This is a genomic window from Bartonella melophagi K-2C (assembly GCF_000278255.1).
Classification (GTDB): Bacteria; Pseudomonadota; Alphaproteobacteria; order Rhizobiales; family Rhizobiaceae; genus Bartonella; species Bartonella melophagi.
In genome coordinates this window covers 75,785-94,288 of sequence record NZ_JH725081.1, presented here as the reverse complement: position 1 = coordinate 94,288, position 18,504 = coordinate 75,785, and the positions used below count along the sequence as shown (strand labels likewise).

Below are 18,504 nucleotides of genomic sequence, written 5' to 3'. Positions count from 1 at the left end.
TGCTCTATTTGCCAATCCTATGGCAAATCATCAATGCTGATTTATAAGGCGATATTAAAGGAAAAATGTAATTTTTATTCTTATAATTTATTTGTTTGATCTTCTTCAGAAAGAGCTTTTGCTAAATCAATGATTTTTCGACGTACTTTAGCATCAAGTATATTAGTAAAAGCACGCATTAATTGGATTCCTTCGCTGCTAGAGCAGAAATCCATGAAATTACTTTCATTTTCAGCAAAACCTTCTACGGATTGAGTAATGCCTTTATCAAAAAAATAAGAAACAGGAACATCCATAATTTCTGCAATTGCTTGAAGGCGACTTGCACCAACACGATTTGTACCTTTTTCATATTTTTGGATTTGCTGAAAAGTAATACCTAATTGCTCACCTAATTTTTCTTGGGTAAGACCTAACATATTACGACGTAAACGAATACGAGTGCCAACATAAACATCTATTGGATCGGGCTTTTTTCTAGTTTCGGTCATACTGCAACTCTTTATTTTCAGCGCTTTGTTTCCAAATCAATATTAGATGCACGTAAAGTTAGTTTATCATAAATTAGGATAATATGTAATACTTTTCCCAAACGTTACTGGTACGCATAACATGATATTATACATAAGCACTCAATTATTAAGGTCGTCTTGTAAAGCCAAAACTAATACGGCACAATAGCATAAGAATGGATAAGATGAAAGTAGAGAATATTCTGTATTCATTGTTCCATATTAGAATAATTGGTGATGGAATCGGAGAATCAAGAAAACCAATAGCATTTTGTTCAAGAGCATCAACGATTCGTCCATAAGGGTCAATTACAGCTGATATTCCATTGTTGGCTACTCGTATAAGAGGTATTCCTAATTCAACTGCACGCAGCCGTGCTTGCTGAAAATGTTGATACGGGCCAGGTGTTATGCCAAACCATGCATCATTTGTAACGTTAATAATTGCTTGAGGAGGAGGGCCTTTAAAAGTCATTTCATGGGGGAATATAGCTTCATAGCAAATGAGAGGAAGATAAGAAAATCCATTTGGCATTATGACAGTTTGGCGCTCAGAAGCAGAGCTATATCCACCAATTTTATCAGCAATGGCATGTAATCCAATTTTCTTCAATAAATTTTGATAAGGAAGATATTCACCAAAGGGAACCAGATGAAGTTTATCGGAAACGTTAAGAATATTGCCTTTGGCGTCAATGACTTCAATTGTATTAAAATATTGTGTTTGGGCATTAGGGAAGTCAGTATTAGCTCGCACGGCACCAATAATAGCCCATTGTTGTGGCTTAAGAAGTGAGGCGATGCGCATTGTGATAGCAGAAGTACCTGTGAGAATGTAAGGAACAGATGTTTCAGGCCATACGATAAAGTCAGGCTTTAAAGTTTGATCAGTTTCTGACATTATACTTAAATTTAGATGAGCTGTGAATATATCTTCAGGTATAGCATTGTTTAACTTTTTGTTTTGTTGGATGGAAGGTTGAACAATGCGTACCCAATAACTACTCTTTTGATAATCAGCGATATTAGGTGCTGTATTCAGTCTATAAAATCCAAAGAAGCTATGGGTTAATGTAAGTAGAGAACAAAGAACAAGAGCAGATTTCTTTTTTTCATTCGTGAATAAAACTGTAGGTAGACTATAGACTAAAACAGCAAGAATATTCATTCCGTAAAGCCCTACAATCATATCTGATTGCATAAGCATCGGGGTTGGCATAGCCGTATAACCAAGTGCATTCCATGGAAATCCTGTAAACAAGATGGCGCGTAACCATTCTGCTAGTCCCAGTGCAAGAGCAAGGACAAAAAAGCGTGCTATCCCTTTTGTCCATAACCAACCAACAATAAAACCAGCAAAAGCCCAATAAAGAGCAAGATAAGCAGGAAGGCCAAAAACAACAAATGGTATTGTCCAAGCATAAATAATCGGATCTATCAATAAAGCATTGCTTGTCCACCAAAGGCTGCAAACAAAATAACCAAAGCCAAAATTTCCGCAGGTTAATGCACTTATCAAAAGGCGTTTTTTGAAATTTTGAATAGTGTAGATTGCATCAAGTAAGATAACGAAGACAGGAAAAGTTAAAAAGCTGACAGGTGTCAGATAAAAGGGTGGGAGCGCAAAGGATGTGAGTGCACCACATAAAAAAACACATATTTGCTGTTTCCAACCAGTGATAGAAAATAGAAAAGCTGTGAGCTTATTAACAAGCACTTGACCATCATCCTTTTGAAGTAGCCTCTTCAGTTAAGTGCTCATTTTCTGGGATACGAACAATGCGTAATCGTTTAATCCGGCGTTTATCAGCTTCTAAAATACGGAATTTGTAGCCAGGTATAGCTTCAATGATTTCACCTTTTGAAGGAATGCGGTCAAGAATGGAAACAATCAAACCACCAATGGTATCGACTTCATCACCATATTCTCCCACAATGAAATCAGGACCGAGAGCTTTTTCCACATCTTCTAATTCAGTTCTTGCATCAACAAGCCATTTATTATCAGGTTCACGCACAATAACATTGTTGATATTGTCGTGTTCATCTTCAATATCACCAACGATAAGCTCAACGATATCTTCCATAGAAACTAAACCGTCTGTGCCACCATATTCATCAATAACCAAAGCCATTTGTGTTCGTGTGGCTTGCATACGTGTTAATAATTTACTGGCAAGCATGGAGCTTGGAACAAATAAAACTGTTCGAATAAGATCTAGTTTACCAATTGGGATATGTAAACCCTCCGTATGGTTTAACTGAAGTGGAACAGATTTTTGCCCATTTTTGTTGGAAGTTGAACTGGTAATAAAGCGGGTTATATGACTAAGGATATCACGAATATGGATTATACCTCGTGGATCATCTAAAGTTTCAACATAAACAGGCATACGAGAATAACCAATTTTTTCGAAATATTCGAGAGCTTCCCCAAGAGGGGTATTTATTTCTAATGCTTCGATTTCAGAGCGTGGGATCATCACATCATCAATGCGTGTTTCACGCAAGCGTAAGATATTGTGCAGCATAATACGCTCTTCGGATGAGAAGAGTGTTGTGTCATCTTCATTGTGGGCAGCAAGGGCATCAGTTAAATCATCACGCAATGATGTGGAATTACGACCACGTAAGAATGAAAACAAATGGCTCAGAAATGAATTTTTTTCTATATGATTTGTTCGTTGAGAGGAGGCTCCTTCAGTATGAGAAGATATTTGATTATTATTGTGTGTATTAATTTTATCCACCATGATCCTAAGATTTTCTAAGCCTTCTTTTTTAATATAACGCATAAGATGCTTTAAGCTTTATTGTGTAATATTGGTTTTTAAAGTTTGATTTTTATCATTTTAAAGCAACTCAGTATAGGGATTTTTTATGGAAAGCTTGTTGAGAATTTTTCCTTCTAGTTTTTCCATTTGATTAGCTTCACTATTTGTTTCATGATTGTAACCAAGAAGATGGAGGAGGCCATGAACAATCATATGCGTCAGGTGGTCTTGAAATGATTTCCCTTCTTCTTTTGCTTCTCTCATAATAGTTTCCCTTGCAATGATGATATCACCGAGCATAGGTTTAGGATTTTGTCCAACTTTGAGAGGAAAAGCAGGAAAGGATAAAACATTGGTGGGTTTGTTTTGAGAGCGCCATTGTGCATTGATTTGTGCTATGTGATCGTCATTTGTAAAAAGCAAGCTGAGTTCACTTGTTACTTTATTTAATGATAAATGATGCATTGTGGTGGTTAATGCTTTTGTGGTGATGTCATAAAGTACGTCCTCATTATCCCATTCAGAATCTTCAATGGTTATATCAATAGTAATCATGGTGGATTTAATTCATTTTTCAATCAAGATCATTAGAATAATACTTTTTTGCTTGTTTGCCAGAATCGCGTTCATAAGCACGAACAATAGTAGCAACAAGAGGATGGCGTACAATATCTTTTTCGTCAAAACGAATGATCGAAATATTTTCTATATTTGAGAGAATACGAATTGCTTCCGTTAAACCTGACTTTTGTCCTGCAGGAAGATCAATTTGACTTATATCACCTGTAACAACAACACGCGCTCCTTCTCCAAGACGTGTGAGGAACATTTTCATTTGCATGGGTGTAGTATTTTGTGCTTCATCAAGGATGATAGCTGAATGAACAAGTGTTCGTCCACGCATGAAAGCAAGAGGAGCAATTTCTACGACTCCAGAAGCTAAAATGCGCTCTACCTTTTCAACAGATATCATATCGTAAAGGGCATCATAAAGCGGGCGTAAATAGGGATCAACTTTTTCTTTGAGGTCACCAGGAAGAAAACCAAGACGTTCCCCAGTTTCAACTGCAGGACGTGAGAGAATAATTCGTTCAATAATACCGCGTTCTAAGAGCGTTACAGCGTGAACAACAGCAAGGTACGTTTTGCCGGTTCCTGCTGGACCTACACCAAAAACAAGTTCAGAACACTCCATTGCTCGCAGATAAGCCTCTTGCGTTGGGGTACGGGGGTAGATTGTTTTTTTATGAGTGCTCAATTGTATCGGTACATGTTTTGTCGTAGATTGAATTGTTTTTGAAGATTTTTGCTTTTCATTTGGCAAATTTGCCATAGCGATCGCACTTTCTGTATCTGATAAAGTAAGCTCTTGACGTGTTTTTGCTAGTTTATAGAGCTGTTCTAATGCATATTGCGCGTGTTTTGTAGCAGTGGCACTTCCACGGATTGAAACTTTGTTACCGCACGGGTAAATGTTAAGTCTGAGTTTTTGGTCAATATAAGAAAGATTTTCATCGAATTTTCCAAAAACCATTTTTGCATAGTTGTTATTTTCAAAAGTTAAAACAATATGATCAGTTTCCGATAAGCTCGTTTTTTCAAAGATATTAATGTTTTTGGGGGAGGCATTTATTGCCTTTTTAATGTGTTTTGGTTTTTCGGTTGATACTTTCAACCTATTCTCCTGTGTTGTTTAAGTATGATACATTTAAGATATAATTTTTTTCTTTAAAAATAAAAGAGTTTTTTCAGTTAATACTTTGAACAAAACTTTAGGAGTGTTTTTAAATATTCACTTTTTCTCCGACGAAACTGTTTGAACTCGCATTTTTTATATGAATTTCCATAATAGTACCTGTAGAGACTTGTGCATCTACAAAAACAGGTAAAAGCCAAGGAGAGCGGCCTACCATTTGCCCAAGATGACGACCAGATTTTTCAATAAGGATATTGGTTTTTTGACCAATTTTAGAACGTAAAAATGTATGTTGCTGGTCAAGAAGGAGTGCTTGTAAATATTGAAGGCGAGAATTTTTCACAGTTTCATCGACATGGTCTTTCATTGCAGCACCAGGCGTTCCAGGACGAGGGGAATATTTAAAAGAATAAGCTGAACTGTAACCCACTTGTTTAATGAGTTTAATGGTTTCTTCAAAATCTTCATCAGTTTCACCTGGAAATCCCACAATAAAATCACCTGAAAAAGCAATATCTGGCCGTGCGGTACGAATTTTTTCAATGAGTCGAAGATAATGAATACTTTTGTGCTGACGATTCATTGCTTTTAAGATACGATCTGAACCAGATTGGATAGGCAGATGCAGATAAGGCATAAGCATATCAAGATCGCGATGCGCAGCAATAAGGCTGTCATCCATATCACGTGGATGGCTGGTTGTATAACGCAAGCGCTTTAAACCATCAAGTTTGGCAAGATGATAGAGAAGGTCACCAAGGCGCCAAGTTTTGCCGTTAGCGCTTTGTCCGTGCCAACCATTTACATTTTGTCCCAAAAGCGTAATTTCTTTGACACCAGCTTCAATAAGTTGAATGGCCTCATGAGTAATTTGTTCAACAGGTCGTGATGTTTCAGCACCCCGTGTATAAGGAACAACACAAAAGGTACAAAATTTGTCACATCCTTCCTGTATTGTTAAAAATGCGCTAACACCCCGTTTTTGCACAGCATGTTTATTATGAGGTGGTAAATGAGTAAATTTATCTTCAACCGCATAATTCGTTTCAACAATTTTTTTTCCTTGTTTGGCTTGTTTTAACAACTCTGGCAAGCGATGATACATTTGCGGTCCAACAATGAGATCTACTGTTGGTGCACGACGCAAGATTTCATCTCCTTCGGCTTGTGCAACACAGCCTGTCACACCAATTATTAAAGGTTTATCAGATGCACGTTTTTGACGTATCATCCGCAAGCGACCAAGATCAGAATAAAGTTTTTCTGCTGCTTTTTCACGAATATGGCAGGTGTTAACAAGAATAAGGTCGGCATCATTTGGTGTTTGTGTAGTTACATAACCTTCAGCACTAAGACTATCGCTCATTCGTTGACTGTCATAAGTATTCATTTGACACCCATAGGTTTTGATAAAAACCTTTTGGGAAGAAATAGAAAGTGTATTCTTAAGATGCGGCTGCTTCATGATGCATTCCTAAACGCTTTTTGCACAAATCTCAATCTGTTTGCTTAAAAGTTTTTTGCATGATGATTGCATTTTTGCGGCCATTTGGTGCTTGATAGTAAGCAAGACGTTTGGCAATCTTTTTGAATTCAAAATGCCGATAAAGAGCCAAGGCAGAAAGATTGGTTTCTTCAACTTCTAAAAATAGCTTTGCGGCACGTGCATGTTGAAGATAACAAAGTATACTATCGACAAGCAAAGAACCAATTCCTTGTCTTTGGTAATGAGGTTGGACAGCAATTGTAATAATTTCTGCTTCATCAAGAATAAGACGGCATAGACAAAATCCTAAAATTTGATCAGGCTGATTAATAAGGTAAACTTTGTAGCCAAAAATAGAATAATTTTTTAAAAAAGTATCAAATGTTTGTTCTTCCCAAGCTGGAATAAAACAATTTTGGTGAATTTGATGGAGAAGAGCGCTATCATCAGTTTGTAGCGATGCAATCTCAAAATGCTTTTTTATCGATGAAAGTTTAGCCATTATTTTTTCGTGGTAAAACAAAACTGGCGTGTTGTTTTGCGTCGGCATTACGTAAATAAAGTGGGCAAGGTGCAGCTTGTGGCTGTTTTTTTGCTGCAAGGTGAGCATAGGTTAAAACATTAGCCGCTTCACATGGAATGAGATCTGATATAGTTGTGGTGTTTATTTTATTGTTTTTGATGTGCAAAGCGATAATATCGGCAGCTGGACCAGTTAATACTGTTTGTTGTGGTAAAACTGCGAGGATATTCTCAAATGTTTGTAAGCTAGGTGGACATAAAACTGTAAGGTCTTTGTTAAAATTTTGATAATAGAACATTCCTCTACCAGCTTCAATGACAACAGTGATTGTTGATCTGGTATTTTTGTTAATTGCTTGTGCTGCTAATGCTTCAAGTGTGCTCACCCCAATGGCTGGTACTTCTAGTGCTAATGCTAAAGCTCTTGCAGTTGAAACACCTGTACGTACACCTGTAAATGATCCAGGTCCGATATTAATGGCAATCCGATCAATTTGATCAAATGTGATGCCGGTTTGGTCAATTATTTGTGCAATCTGACCGATGAGTTTTTCAGCATGGCCTTTGGAAATGCGTTCGCTGATATGCGCAATAACAGCTTGATGACGGGTAAGTGCAACGGCGCAATAAATTGAAGCAGTGTCTATGGCAAGGATGAACATGAATGCATTTTGACTGAATATAATAACAGATAAAGAATTAGTTATAGTTTTTTGAGTATTTTTATTTTGTATATTTTGCAATGTTTGAAGACAATTGCAATATTAATAAACGTCACGTTTTTGGAAATATTTTATTCAGACTAGATTAGTATTTAATGTGTGTCTTTGGTGTAGCATGAAAAAAGTGCACGCAAGGATATTACTAAAAATATTACAGTTATAAAGGGGTAACCGAAAAAGAACCATAAAGTCTATATACAGTGTTAAGAAAAGCATGGACAATATAAAAGATCTAAAATTATTCGAATTTTAGGTTATGATATATTTTATAGAAGGTAATTATTAGTGTGAAATATATGGTGCTATAAAAATTGGTCAATTAATGAATCTTAATAAAAATGCCAAAGCTTTCAAACTGTGTTTCTGTAAAAAGTTATTTTTCTATAATTTCTAAACTATACGCTCAGTCTTAAGTGTGTATATTGGTTAAAGTGCGCGACCAAAATTTATGAGAAGAGATAATTTCTTATGTGGTCTTTTTGATATTTTTTCCTTTTAAAATACCATGGGAGAAATAACAAGGTAATAGGAAAATTATATTTTAAAGATTGGTTCTTGCTCGTAGGGCTGCAGCTAAAGTTCCATCATCGAGATAATCTAGTTCACCACCTACCGGTACTCCATGGGCAAGCCGGGTAATTTTAATTGAAAAATTAGACAATTGATCGGTGATATAATGCGCTGTTGTTTGTCCTTCAACAGTTGCATTAACAGCTAGAATAACTTCTGCAATTGAGTCATTGATAACACGGTTTATTAAAGAAATAATGTTAAGTTCATCTGGGCCTATTCCATCCAATGGGGATAGTCGTCCACCTAATACATGATAACGCGCTGGTAAAATTCCGGCTCGTTCAAGAGCCCAGAGATCAGAAATATCTTCAACAACAATAATTGTTGTATTATCACGGCGAGGGTCTGTACAAATCAAACAAGGATCAGTTGTATCCACATTGCCACAAATAGAACAAATGCTTACTTTGTTTACAGCTTCTTGTATTGCCGCTCCTAATGGCTCCAATAGTATTTCTTTTTTCTTGATGAGATGAAGGGCAGCACGGCGTGCTGAACGTGGTCCAAGACCCGGTATTCGCGCTAAAAGCTGAATGAGGCGCTCAATTTCAGGGCCTGCAATGTGTTGAGACATACCATTATTCCAAAAGATTAAATTAAAGCCACTTTATTAAAACGGAAGCTTGAAACCTGGTGGAATCGGTAAACCTGCTGTGATACTTTGTGTTTTTTCTGCTATAGCCGTTTCAATTTTTACTTTAGCTTCATTATGGGCTGCCATAATGAGATCTTCAAGTATTTCAACCTCTTCAGGATTGATTAGTGACGGGTCAATTTTGATTGCTGATATAATATTTTTACCATTTAAGGTAATGCTAACGAGTCCGCCGCCGGCTGTACCTGTTATATGCAAATTAGCCAAATCATCTTGCATTTGCTGCATTTTTTCTTGCATTTCTTTGGCTTTTTTCATCATGCCCATCATATCACGCATAGCAATTAGTTTCCTTATTCATCATTTATATGATCATCATGTTCATTGTCGAAGATATGAAGAGTTAAATCAAGATCATTTTCTTGTTTATTCAGACGAATATCGACAATTTTTGCTCCTGGGAAATGGTTGAGAACTGTTGCAATATCAGGATCTGTTTCTACATCAGAAAAAAGAGCTCTTTGAGCTGCAGAGCTTTCTTCTTGTAAAGTTGGTCCTCCCCCTTCAGTGACAAAGGTTATTGTCCATTTTTTTTGAGTCCATTGATATAACATTTTTTTTATATCACGAGCTAGTGAACGCGGAGCATTTTCAGCAAGTCTTAATGTCATATGCCCTGGTTTAAAAGAAACAGGATGAACAAATTCTTTGATAAGCAATTTGAAATGTGTTTCGCGGTGTTGTTCAGCTAAATTAACGATATCATGTAGGGAGTTTATATTTAAGGATTTTTGTTCTGTTGTTTCCGTTTCTGGTTGAGAAGAAGCGTACGGTAAATGAACAACATTGTTAGAAGATTCAATAGTTTGAATGTTATCAAGACTTTCTGTTGTTTTAAAAGAATCTGTATTTTCAGGAGTTTGAATCTTGAATGATTCTATTGGTTGAACGGAAAGGCTGGGTTGATTAGTTACGGTTGTTTTTAAATTATGTTGGTTTTGCTGTGAGTTTGAAATTTGTGAGAAAGAGTGAGGCTGTCCACCATTGGCTTTTACGCTATGGTTTACATTGTTGACTTCTTGATGGGGATTATTTTCGGTAATTGTGAGAGATGTTTTTTCTTGTGTGAGTTTTTTCAAGGCCTCATCAAGAGTTGGCAGGTCAGCAGTGTGGGTAAGGCGAATCAATATCATTTCAGCAGCTTGAATAGGGCGTGCAGCTTTATTGACCTCCTGTAAGCCTTTGAGCAAAATTTGCCAGTTTCTGGAAAGAACGGGAATAGAAAGTTTTTGTGAAAAGTCTAAACCTCTTAAACGTTCCTCTTCTGTTAAGAAGAGATCTCCAGCTATCTCTGGTGTCAAACGCAACCGTGTGACCAAATGGTTGAAGTCAGATAATTCTGTTAATATCATAAAAGGGTCGGCACCTGCGTCATACTGGCTACGTAATTCACTCAATGCACTGACAATATTTCCTTTCATAACAAATTCAAACAGATCAATAATACGCGCTTGATCAGCTAGTCCTAACATTGTGCGTACTGAAACAGTACTGACTTTACCATTGCTATAAGCAATAGCTTGGTCAAAAATAGACAAAGCATCACGCGCAGACCCTTCTGCGGCACGAACGATTAGAGATAAAGCTTGATCTTCTACTTTAATTTTTTCATGTTTAGCAATTTTACGCAAGTGCTCTACTAAAACTGCTGATTCAATACGCCGTAAGTCAAAACGCTGGCAACGTGAAAGGATTGTAATAGGAACTTTGCGAATTTCTGTTGTAGCAAAAATAAATTTTATATGGGGTGGTGGTTCTTCAAGCGTTTTTAATAGACCATTAAATGCTTGTGTTGAAAGCATATGAATTTCGTCGATAATGTAAATTTTATAGCGTGCAGAAACAGGGCGGTAACGTATTTGTTCAATAATTTCACGAATATCGTCAATGCCAGTGTGCGAGGCAGCATCCATTTCTATAACGTCAATATGGCGGCCTTCAATAATTTGTGTACAATGTTCACCAAGTGTATTAAGCGCAACAGTGGGTTGGTTAATATCTTTTGTTTTGTAGTTGAGCGCACGCGCTAAAATGCGTGCTGTTGTGGTTTTTCCTACTCCACGAATTCCTGTTAACATCCACGCTTGTGCAATGCGTCCTGTTTCAAAAGCATTAGTAAGGGTGCGCACCATTGCTTCTTGACCAATGAGATCAGAGAAATTTTGAGGCCGATATTTGCGAGCGAGAACACAGTAAGTCGTTGCTGCAGGCAGTTTTTCCATCAATGATTCCAATTTTTAAAGCTCTTGTAAGTGTATTACAATGACATGAAAACACAGATTAAAAATATACTCTACTATAAAAGGATTTTTTCTCAATCAATTTATTTTTAAGAAATAGAATCATTTCTTAAAAACGCCCAAGATTTCTTTATTTTTGGGAGGCAGAGTACTTATCTTATCACGAAGATTTGTAAAATAGCAAAGGCGTGATTCCATTTAATAAAAGTGGAAGGTCAGCACGATGACCCGTACCAGAGCTCGTTAGGGCTGCTTCTTTCCAGACCTGACCCGGTTAGCGAGTAGTTCGTCCATCACCAACCTCCCAATTTTATATTGTCGATTTAAAAAAGAAAATCAAGCTTTGAAATAAAAAACGTAGAAAGAATAATTAAAAAGCTTCCTTTTGAATTTAATTTATATTTAGCATAAGAAATATTTTTGGTTTTTCTTTAACATTTTGTGATTTGTGGTTTTTGAATGATTTTATTTTTTGTACTGCAGGTTGCTGAATATGCAAGAAATTTGTCAACTATTTATAATAAAACAGCCTATGTTTTTGTTTGAAGTAGATAAAATATTGGCTTTGTTATAGGTAATTCCTGATCACAGTTTTCTCTTATTTCTATGTTTGTTTGCAATATGGCTTATAATTTACGGGGTGATTAGGCTATAAAAGTGAATGCTGCTAATTAATGTGAAAATTAATTTTGCTTTTTAAAAAGTTCAGCTACCCAATCTGTTGAAAAATCTATACAATATTCGAATATTCGTTGAATATTATGTAGAGGTATAGAATTACTCAAACTGAGTTGAGGGTGTTTTACAAATCCGGTTTTAAGAAGCACTTTTCCAAATAACTGAGTAGGTTCTATACATTTGGAGTTCTTATAAATGCCCTATTTGCCAAGCGTAATCTTCTATAATACAAGTCTATCTTAATGGCTTTTTACTTATGGCATTTAAAAACTACAGCGTTTTCATAAAAAGAAGCTTACACTTAGAAATTAGACGCTTTTAAGAATAATATCTTATGTGGGCAATGTGAGTAGAAACAATAAGCCGTTTGGCTATTGTTAGTGATAGTTTTTAGCGTGGTGCAGAAGTGTTAATATGATTACAAAGAGTTGATTTCTTTATGTTAAGATTTTGCGTACTTTATCAAGATCATACTGTGTGTCGACACTTAAGGGACTTGTATCAATTATTTCTACATCGATACGCATATTATTTTCTAATGCACGTAATTGTTCAAGTTTTTCACGTTGTTCGAGTGTGGATGGTGCAAGAGTTACAAATCGTTCAAGTGCTTCACGTCGATAAGCATATAATCCAATATGATGGTAAAGAGGACCGTTTCCATAAGGTGCAGTTGCACGGGTAAAATAAAGAGCACGCAGACGGTTTTGGGAAAGCGGTGTACCAATAATTTTGACTACATTAGGATCTGTTTTTTCATCTTCTTCAACAAGTTTAGCGCCCAAGGTTGCAATATCAGTTAAGTCATTTTCTAAAGGCTGTAGAGCACTAATAATTTCGTGAGCGGTTATTGTTGGTAAATCACCTTGTAGATTTACAATGATATTGTAGTGTCGCTCAGGATCAATGATGGTTAAAGCTTCATAGATGCGATCAGATCCTGATTGATGGTCAGTACGTGTTATGATGCATTCGTGTCCGTAAGCTGTAACAGTTTGAACGATGGTATTGTGATCCGTTGCAACAATGATACGTCCTAATGCAGCTTTTTTCGCTTGTTCAGCTACATGAATAATCATAGGTTTTCCAGCAATTTCAGCGAGAGGTTTTCCTGGAAGACGAGATGAACTCATGCGAGCGGGAATAAGAATAAGTGGTTTAAGAGCCATCACTAGAGTTCCAAATGCTATATATTTGATATATTTATAATGATATACTATAAGGAAAAGTCTTAAACTGAAAATGATAAAAATTGAACATTTAGATTTTAATGAAACGATCTACATTTACCTATTTTATTTGTGCTTCTCTGTTTTTGCTAATTATTGCGGGGGGAATTTTCATTTTTAGTGATGTAATTTATGATTATTTTGCATCAGTTCAACATTCTTATACTGCAGATAATGATGAGCTTAAAGAAAAGCAGGATCTATCTCGCCATTATCTATCGTTAAATGAGCGTCTTCAACAGGGTGATCTTGAAAATGGGCGTAAAATTTTTCGTCAGTGTGCTCTATGTCATACTTCTGGACGTGATAATTCCAATCGTGTTCTTGGCCCGACACTTTGGGAGATAGTAAATCGCTCTTTTGCGGATACAAAAGATTTTACTTATTCAAGAGTGTTACGTGAAAATTCTAATAAAAAATGGGATTTTCCCACTTTAGATCGCTATCTTCAATCACCTCGTAAAGCGTTTCCAGGGACAACTATGTCGTTTCGAGGGATTAAAAATGATCAAGATCGTGCTGATCTTTTACTCTATTTACGCAGTTTATCTGATCACCCTGTTCCTTTGCCACTGGATAATGAAGATGCTAAACAAAATTAGTTTGTGCTAAAAGTTCTGACTTTAAAAGTATGTGTAGTTAGCTTTATTTGTGATTTGGGTTTTATCGAGTTATCAGAAGAATTGTGATGAATGTATTATTTAAAGTGATTTGGTGTGACTTGATCAAAAGGTAAAATAAGAAATGGTGGCCTATATTCTGTGGCGTATCCTGTTAATTATACCGACACTGATTGGTATTTTAACGGTAACATTTGTCATTGTACAATTTACGCCTGGTGGACCTATTGAAAATATTATTGCTCAATTACAAGGAATGGGTGGTGATGCTGTAGGACGGGTGGCTGGTGGTAGTAGCGATCTTGGTCTTTCTTCTGATAGTGTTTTTGACGGTGCGCATGCTGACTTATCTTCATATGGGAGTTCTAAATACCGTGGAGTACAAGGGTTGGATCCAGAATTTATTGCCAAACTTGAACGGCAATTTGGTTTTGATAAGCCACCTTTGGAGCGTTATTTGACAATGCTTGGCAATTATATACGTTTTGATTTTGGGGAGTCTTATATACAAGGGCGTTCAGTTATTGAGTTGATTAAGAGTGCTCTACCTGTTTCTCTTTCTTTTGGTTTTTGGAATTTGCTGATTTCTTATGCTATTTCCATACCGTTAGGAATCCGTAAAGCTCTTAAAGAAGGCTCTGCTTTTGATGTATGGACAAGTGCTATTATTGTTATTGGCTATGCAATTCCTAATTTTCTCTTTGGAATTTTTTTAATGGTTTTTTTTGCTGGGGGATCTTTTTTTGATTGGTTTCCATTAGGTCATTTGACTTCGGATAATTTTGATAAATTATCCTTTGAAGGCAAGATATTAGATTATCTGTACCATTTAATTTTGCCATTAACAGCGATGGTCATTTCTTCTTTTGCTACAACAACCTTATTAACGAAAAATTGTTTTCTGGAAGAAATTCGCCAACAATATGTCATTACAGCTCGTGCTAAGGGTTTAAGTGAACGCTCGATTCTTTATGGTCATATTTTTCGCAATGCAATATTGATTGTAATTGCTAGTTTTCCTACAGCTTTTATGGGGTCATTTTTTAGCGGATCTTTATTGATTGAAATGCTGTATTCATTAAACGGTATGGGGCTTTTAAGCTATACATCTATTGTTAATCGTGATTATGCTGTTGTATTTGCCTGTCTTTATATTTTTTCGCTAATTGGTCTTGTTGTAAGTCTCATTTCTGATATCGTCTATATGCTTGTTGATCCACGTATTGATTTTGATAAAAAAGATTTATGATGGAAAAAATAAAACGTAAATATAATCAATTGTATGACTCCAAGTTGCAAAAACAATCTTTTTTTTCTCCACTAAGTGTACGTCGTTGGCGTAATTTTAGACAAAATCGTCGTGGTTGGTGGTCATTGTGGCTCTTTTTATTTTTATGTTTTTGTTCTTTTTCGGCCGAGTTTATTGCCAATGATCGTCCTATTATTGCGTCTTATAAGGGAGAGTTACTTTTTCCTATTTTTTTTGATTATTCCGATGAAAAGTTTGGTGGGAACTTAGCTGTAGCGGATTTTCGAGATTCTTTAATTCAAAATGAAATTGCAAAACATGGTTGGGCGGTGTGGCCACTAGTTCGTTATTCATATAATACAGTAGTAGGTAATAAAACTGTAGCATTATCACCTCCTTTTTGGCTTCAAAGTAAAGAAGAGCGTTGTATCAATTATGCACAAGGAAGCGCTGATCCGAAATGCACGATAAGTCGGTGGAACTGGCTTGGGACAGATGATCTAACACGTGATGTTTTTGCACGGGTTTTATATGGCCTTCGATTATCGATAATTTTTAGTATTCTTTTGACAGCTATTTCGACTATTATTGGTGTTATAGCAGGCGCAATTCAGGGGTATTTCGGTGGTTGGGTTGATTTAATTTTTCAACGTTTGATTGAAATATGGTCTTCTGTACCGTCGCTTTATTTAATTATTATTATGGCTGCTGTTTTGGCGCAGGGTTTTTGGGTATTGTTAGGTGTTATACTTCTTTTCCAATGGGTTGCATTGGTTGGTGTGGTGCGTGTGGAGTTTTTACGTGCGCGCAATTTTACCTATATTACTGCTGCACGCGCTTTAGGGGTACCTGATCGCATTATTATAATACGTCATTTACTGCCAAATGCTATGGTTGCTTCCTTAACTTATATGCCATTTTTATTAACATCGGGTATTTCTCTACTGACGTCACTTGATTATTTAGGGTTTGGTCTTCCGCCTGGTTATCCTTCTTTGGGAGAGGTAATGCGGCAGGCTACTTCTAACTTAAACGCTCCTTGGATTGGCATTACAGGTTTTGTTGTTATTGCTACTTTGTTGACTTTGTTGGCTTTTATTGGTGAGGCAGTGCGGGATGCTTTTGATCCACGAAAGACATTGCAATGACAAAGATGCTTTCGGTACGTAATTTATCAGTCGCATTTTGCCAAGCTAAAGAAAAAAAATGCGTTGTTGACCAAATTTCTTTCGATATTGGAAAGAGAGAGATAGTTGCTCTGGTAGGGGAGTCTGGTTCTGGAAAATCGGTAACAGCACTATCTATTTTGCAACTTTTACCTTGTGTGAAAACACTTTATCAATCAGGTGAAATTCTTTTTAATAATCAAGATTTAATGAAACAGAAAGAAGAGGATTTGCGTAAAGTTCGTGGCAAAGATATTGCTATGATTTTTCAGGAACCAATGATTTCTCTTAATCCTTTGCATACTGTGGAACAGCAAATAGGTGAAGTTCTTAAAATACATTCAAACATATCTGGTAAGTTATTACGCACACGTATTATTGATTTGCTGACTCAAATGGGAATTGATGAGCCGGAAAAACGTTTGGGCTCTTTCCCACATCAATTATCGGGTGGTCAACGGCAGCGCGTGATGATTGCAATGGCGCTTGCAAATAAGCCACAATTATTAATTGCCGACGAACCAACAACTGCACTTGATGTGACAGTTCAAGCACAAATTCTTGAGCTCCTAATGCAGCTTAAAAAAAACTGCAATATGTCAATGCTTTTAATTACCCACGATTTGGCTATTGTGCGTCGTATTGCAGAGCGCGTTTATGTTATGAAAGAGGGGAAAATTATTGAAAATGGTACCACGAGTGAAATTTTTAACAATCCCCAGTATTCCTATACAAAGAAATTATTAGCGGCAGAGTTTCAAGGTTATCCCCTACAGGTTAATGATAATGCGCCCGTTTTGATGCAAGGTAAAAAAATACATGTTTGGTTTCCAATTAAAAAAGGTTTATTGCGGCGAACAGTTGATTATGTAAAAGCTGTTCAAGATGTTGATATTACAGTTCGTACTGGCCAGACACTTGGTGTTGTTGGTGAATCAGGTTCAGGGAAAACAACATTGGGGCTTGCACTGACACGGATGATTTCTTCCAAAGGTCAGATTTATTTTGATGGTGTTGATATTGGCAATTTTACTTTCAATCAGATGCGTTCTTTACGCCGCCATATTCAAATTGTTTTTCAAGATCCTTTTGGTTCTCTTTCACCACGTATGTCTGTAAGTGAGATTATCACTGAAGGGTTATCGATTCATGAACCATATCTTTCTGATTATGAACGCGATGATCGCGTGATTGAAGCTTTGCGTGAGGTTGATCTTGATCCTGCTGTGCGCTATCGTTATCCCCATGAATTTTCCGGTGGACAAAGACAGCGAATTGCTTTTGCACGTGCAATTATTCTTAAGCCTCGCTTTATTATGCTTGATGAGCCAACATCTGCTCTTGATATGAGTATGCAAGCACAGATTGTTGACCTTTTGCATCGTTTACAACAAAAATATCATTTGGGTTATTTGTTTATTAGCCATGATTTAAAAGTCGTTAAAGCGCTTGCTCATGAAGTACTTGTAATGCATAAAGGGAAAGTAGTTGAATATGATTGTGCTGATCGTATTTTTTCTTGTCCCAAAAATTCTTATACGCAAGCTTTAATGGCTGCAGCATTTGCATTAGAATCTGGCCGTTTATAGACAATCACATCAAATTGCGCTGACAATCCATTATAGAGAAGGATTTTTCCGACTAAAGGTTCACCAATGTTTGTGATCAGTTTAATAGCTTCCATTGCTTGTAATGTCCCGATAACTCCAGGCAAAGGACTAATAATTCCGACTTCAGAACATGTGGGTATGACGCCAGTTGCAGGTGGGTTAGGAAACAAATCGCGATAGTGGGGATTATTGTCTTTATAAGGCATCAATACTGTCAGTGCGCCATTGCATCGGTTTATAGCACCACTTATTAAAGGCTTAGCACATTGAGCAGCATGATCAGCAAGTAGATAACGTGTTGCAAAATTATCGCTTCCATCGATAATGATATGATAAGCGTTGAGCAGTTTATCGACATTACTTTCATCTAGACGTAGACTATGTTTTTCAACTATAACATGAGGGTTTATCGCTTTTATAGTGGCTTCAGCGCTAATGGTTTTGCATTGATTAATTGTATTTGTATTATGAATGACTTGGCGTTGTAAATTGGAAAGTGAAACAATATCATCATCAACAATTCCAAGCGTTCCAACACCTGCTGCAGCAAGATAAGTAAGAACAGGGGAGCCAAGACCACCTGCGCCTATGACAAGAACACGAGCAGTTTTAAGCTTTTGCTGTCCCGCACCACCAATTTCGGGTAAAATAATATGGCGTGCATAACGTTCAATTTCTTCTTTGCTTAATTTTGTATCACCTTTTTGTATCATAGATTTTCTCTTGTCATAGTTTTTTAATGATTTAATAAATTTATAACGCATTAACCAGT

The 18,504-nt window shown here is 36.5% G+C and carries 17 protein-coding genes and 1 other RNA gene; 4 read left to right on the top strand and 14 right to left on the bottom strand.

Translation table 11 applies throughout. The features are described from left to right. Positions 1–80: 80 nt before the first annotated feature. From ME3_RS00385 to ME3_RS00330, 13 genes are all read right to left on the bottom strand, one after another. A complete protein-coding gene (locus tag ME3_RS00385; RefSeq protein WP_007476066.1) occupies positions 81–491 on the bottom strand; it encodes a helix-turn-helix domain-containing protein in 411 nt (136 codons plus the stop codon). Between the two features lie 148 nt (positions 492–639). Then, positions 640–2,229, bottom strand: coding sequence for an apolipoprotein N-acyltransferase (lnt, locus tag ME3_RS00380; RefSeq protein ID WP_007476064.1), 1,590 nt, complete (start codon positions 2,227–2,229; stop codon positions 640–642). A gap of 7 nt (positions 2,230–2,236) precedes the next feature. Then, entirely contained in the window at positions 2,237–3,265 is a 1,029-nt protein-coding gene (locus ME3_RS00375) for a hemolysin family protein (protein WP_039952413.1), read from the bottom strand. Positions 3,266–3,364: 99 nt separating this feature from the next. Next, the gene (ybeY, locus tag ME3_RS00370) at positions 3,365–3,841 is read right to left on the bottom strand and encodes an rRNA maturation RNase YbeY (RefSeq protein ID WP_007476061.1); all 477 of its coding nucleotides are present in this window, start codon (positions 3,839–3,841) and stop codon (positions 3,365–3,367) included. A gap of 19 nt (positions 3,842–3,860) precedes the next feature. Beyond that, positions 3,861–4,961, bottom strand: a complete 1,101-nt coding sequence (locus ME3_RS00365) for a PhoH family protein (protein WP_007476059.1) — start codon at positions 4,959–4,961, stop codon at positions 3,861–3,863. Between the two features lie 109 nt (positions 4,962–5,070). Beyond that, the gene (miaB, locus tag ME3_RS00360) at positions 5,071–6,447 is read right to left on the bottom strand and encodes a tRNA (N6-isopentenyl adenosine(37)-C2)-methylthiotransferase MiaB (protein WP_007476057.1); all 1,377 of its coding nucleotides are present in this window, start codon (positions 6,445–6,447) and stop codon (positions 5,071–5,073) included. Between the two features lie 31 nt (positions 6,448–6,478). Further along, entirely contained in the window at positions 6,479–6,970 is a 492-nt protein-coding gene (rimI, locus tag ME3_RS00355; protein WP_007476056.1) for a ribosomal protein S18-alanine N-acetyltransferase, read from the bottom strand. Next, on the bottom strand, positions 6,963–7,652 hold the full coding sequence (gene tsaB / locus ME3_RS00350; protein ID WP_007476055.1) for a tRNA (adenosine(37)-N6)-threonylcarbamoyltransferase complex dimerization subunit type 1 TsaB: 690 nt from the start codon (positions 7,650–7,652) through the stop codon (positions 6,963–6,965). The genes rimI and tsaB overlap by 8 nt, the downstream gene beginning before the upstream one ends. A gap of 601 nt (positions 7,653–8,253) precedes the next feature. Beyond that, positions 8,254–8,859: a recombination mediator RecR gene (gene recR / locus ME3_RS00345; RefSeq protein WP_007476052.1), complete on the bottom strand. Its 606-nt coding sequence runs from the start codon at positions 8,857–8,859 to the stop codon at positions 8,254–8,256. A gap of 36 nt (positions 8,860–8,895) precedes the next feature. Further along, entirely contained in the window at positions 8,896–9,219 is a 324-nt protein-coding gene (locus tag ME3_RS00340; RefSeq protein ID WP_007476050.1) for a YbaB/EbfC family nucleoid-associated protein, read from the bottom strand. A gap of 14 nt (positions 9,220–9,233) precedes the next feature. Further along, complete coding sequence (locus ME3_RS00335) at positions 9,234–11,162, bottom strand: DNA polymerase III subunit gamma/tau (protein ID WP_007476049.1); 1,929 nt, start codon at positions 11,160–11,162, stop codon at positions 9,234–9,236. A 225-nt stretch (positions 11,163–11,387) separates the two neighbouring features. Continuing rightward, positions 11,388–11,485, bottom strand: an RNA gene (gene ffs, locus ME3_RS06760) — signal recognition particle sRNA small type. Positions 11,486–12,295: 810 nt separating this feature from the next. Then, positions 12,296–13,027: a 3-deoxy-manno-octulosonate cytidylyltransferase gene (locus tag ME3_RS00330; protein WP_007476046.1), complete on the bottom strand. Its 732-nt coding sequence runs from the start codon at positions 13,025–13,027 to the stop codon at positions 12,296–12,298. A 101-nt stretch (positions 13,028–13,128) separates the two neighbouring features. On the opposite strand from ME3_RS00330, the gene ME3_RS00325 reads away from it, so the two are divergent. From ME3_RS00325 to ME3_RS00310, 4 genes are all read left to right on the top strand, one after another. Further along, complete coding sequence (locus tag ME3_RS00325) at positions 13,129–13,689, top strand: c-type cytochrome (protein ID WP_007476044.1); 561 nt, start codon at positions 13,129–13,131, stop codon at positions 13,687–13,689. Between the two features lie 142 nt (positions 13,690–13,831). Then, a complete protein-coding gene (locus ME3_RS00320) occupies positions 13,832–14,956 on the top strand; it encodes a microcin C ABC transporter permease YejB (protein WP_007476043.1) in 1,125 nt (374 codons plus the stop codon). Continuing rightward, complete coding sequence (locus tag ME3_RS00315) at positions 14,956–16,104, top strand: ABC transporter permease (RefSeq protein WP_156785840.1); 1,149 nt, start codon at positions 14,956–14,958, stop codon at positions 16,102–16,104. Before ME3_RS00320 ends, ME3_RS00315 begins: the two co-directional genes overlap by 1 nt. Continuing rightward, on the top strand, positions 16,101–17,711 hold the full coding sequence (locus ME3_RS00310) for an ABC transporter ATP-binding protein (protein WP_007476039.1): 1,611 nt from the start codon (positions 16,101–16,103) through the stop codon (positions 17,709–17,711). Before ME3_RS00315 ends, ME3_RS00310 begins: the two co-directional genes overlap by 4 nt. Here ME3_RS00310 and ME3_RS00305 read toward each other — a convergent pair. Further along, positions 17,657–18,445, bottom strand: a complete 789-nt coding sequence (locus ME3_RS00305) for a molybdopterin-synthase adenylyltransferase MoeB (RefSeq protein WP_007476037.1) — start codon at positions 18,443–18,445, stop codon at positions 17,657–17,659. The two genes, ME3_RS00310 and ME3_RS00305, sit on opposite strands and share 55 nt — an antisense overlap. Positions 18,446–18,504: the final 59 nt, after the last annotated feature.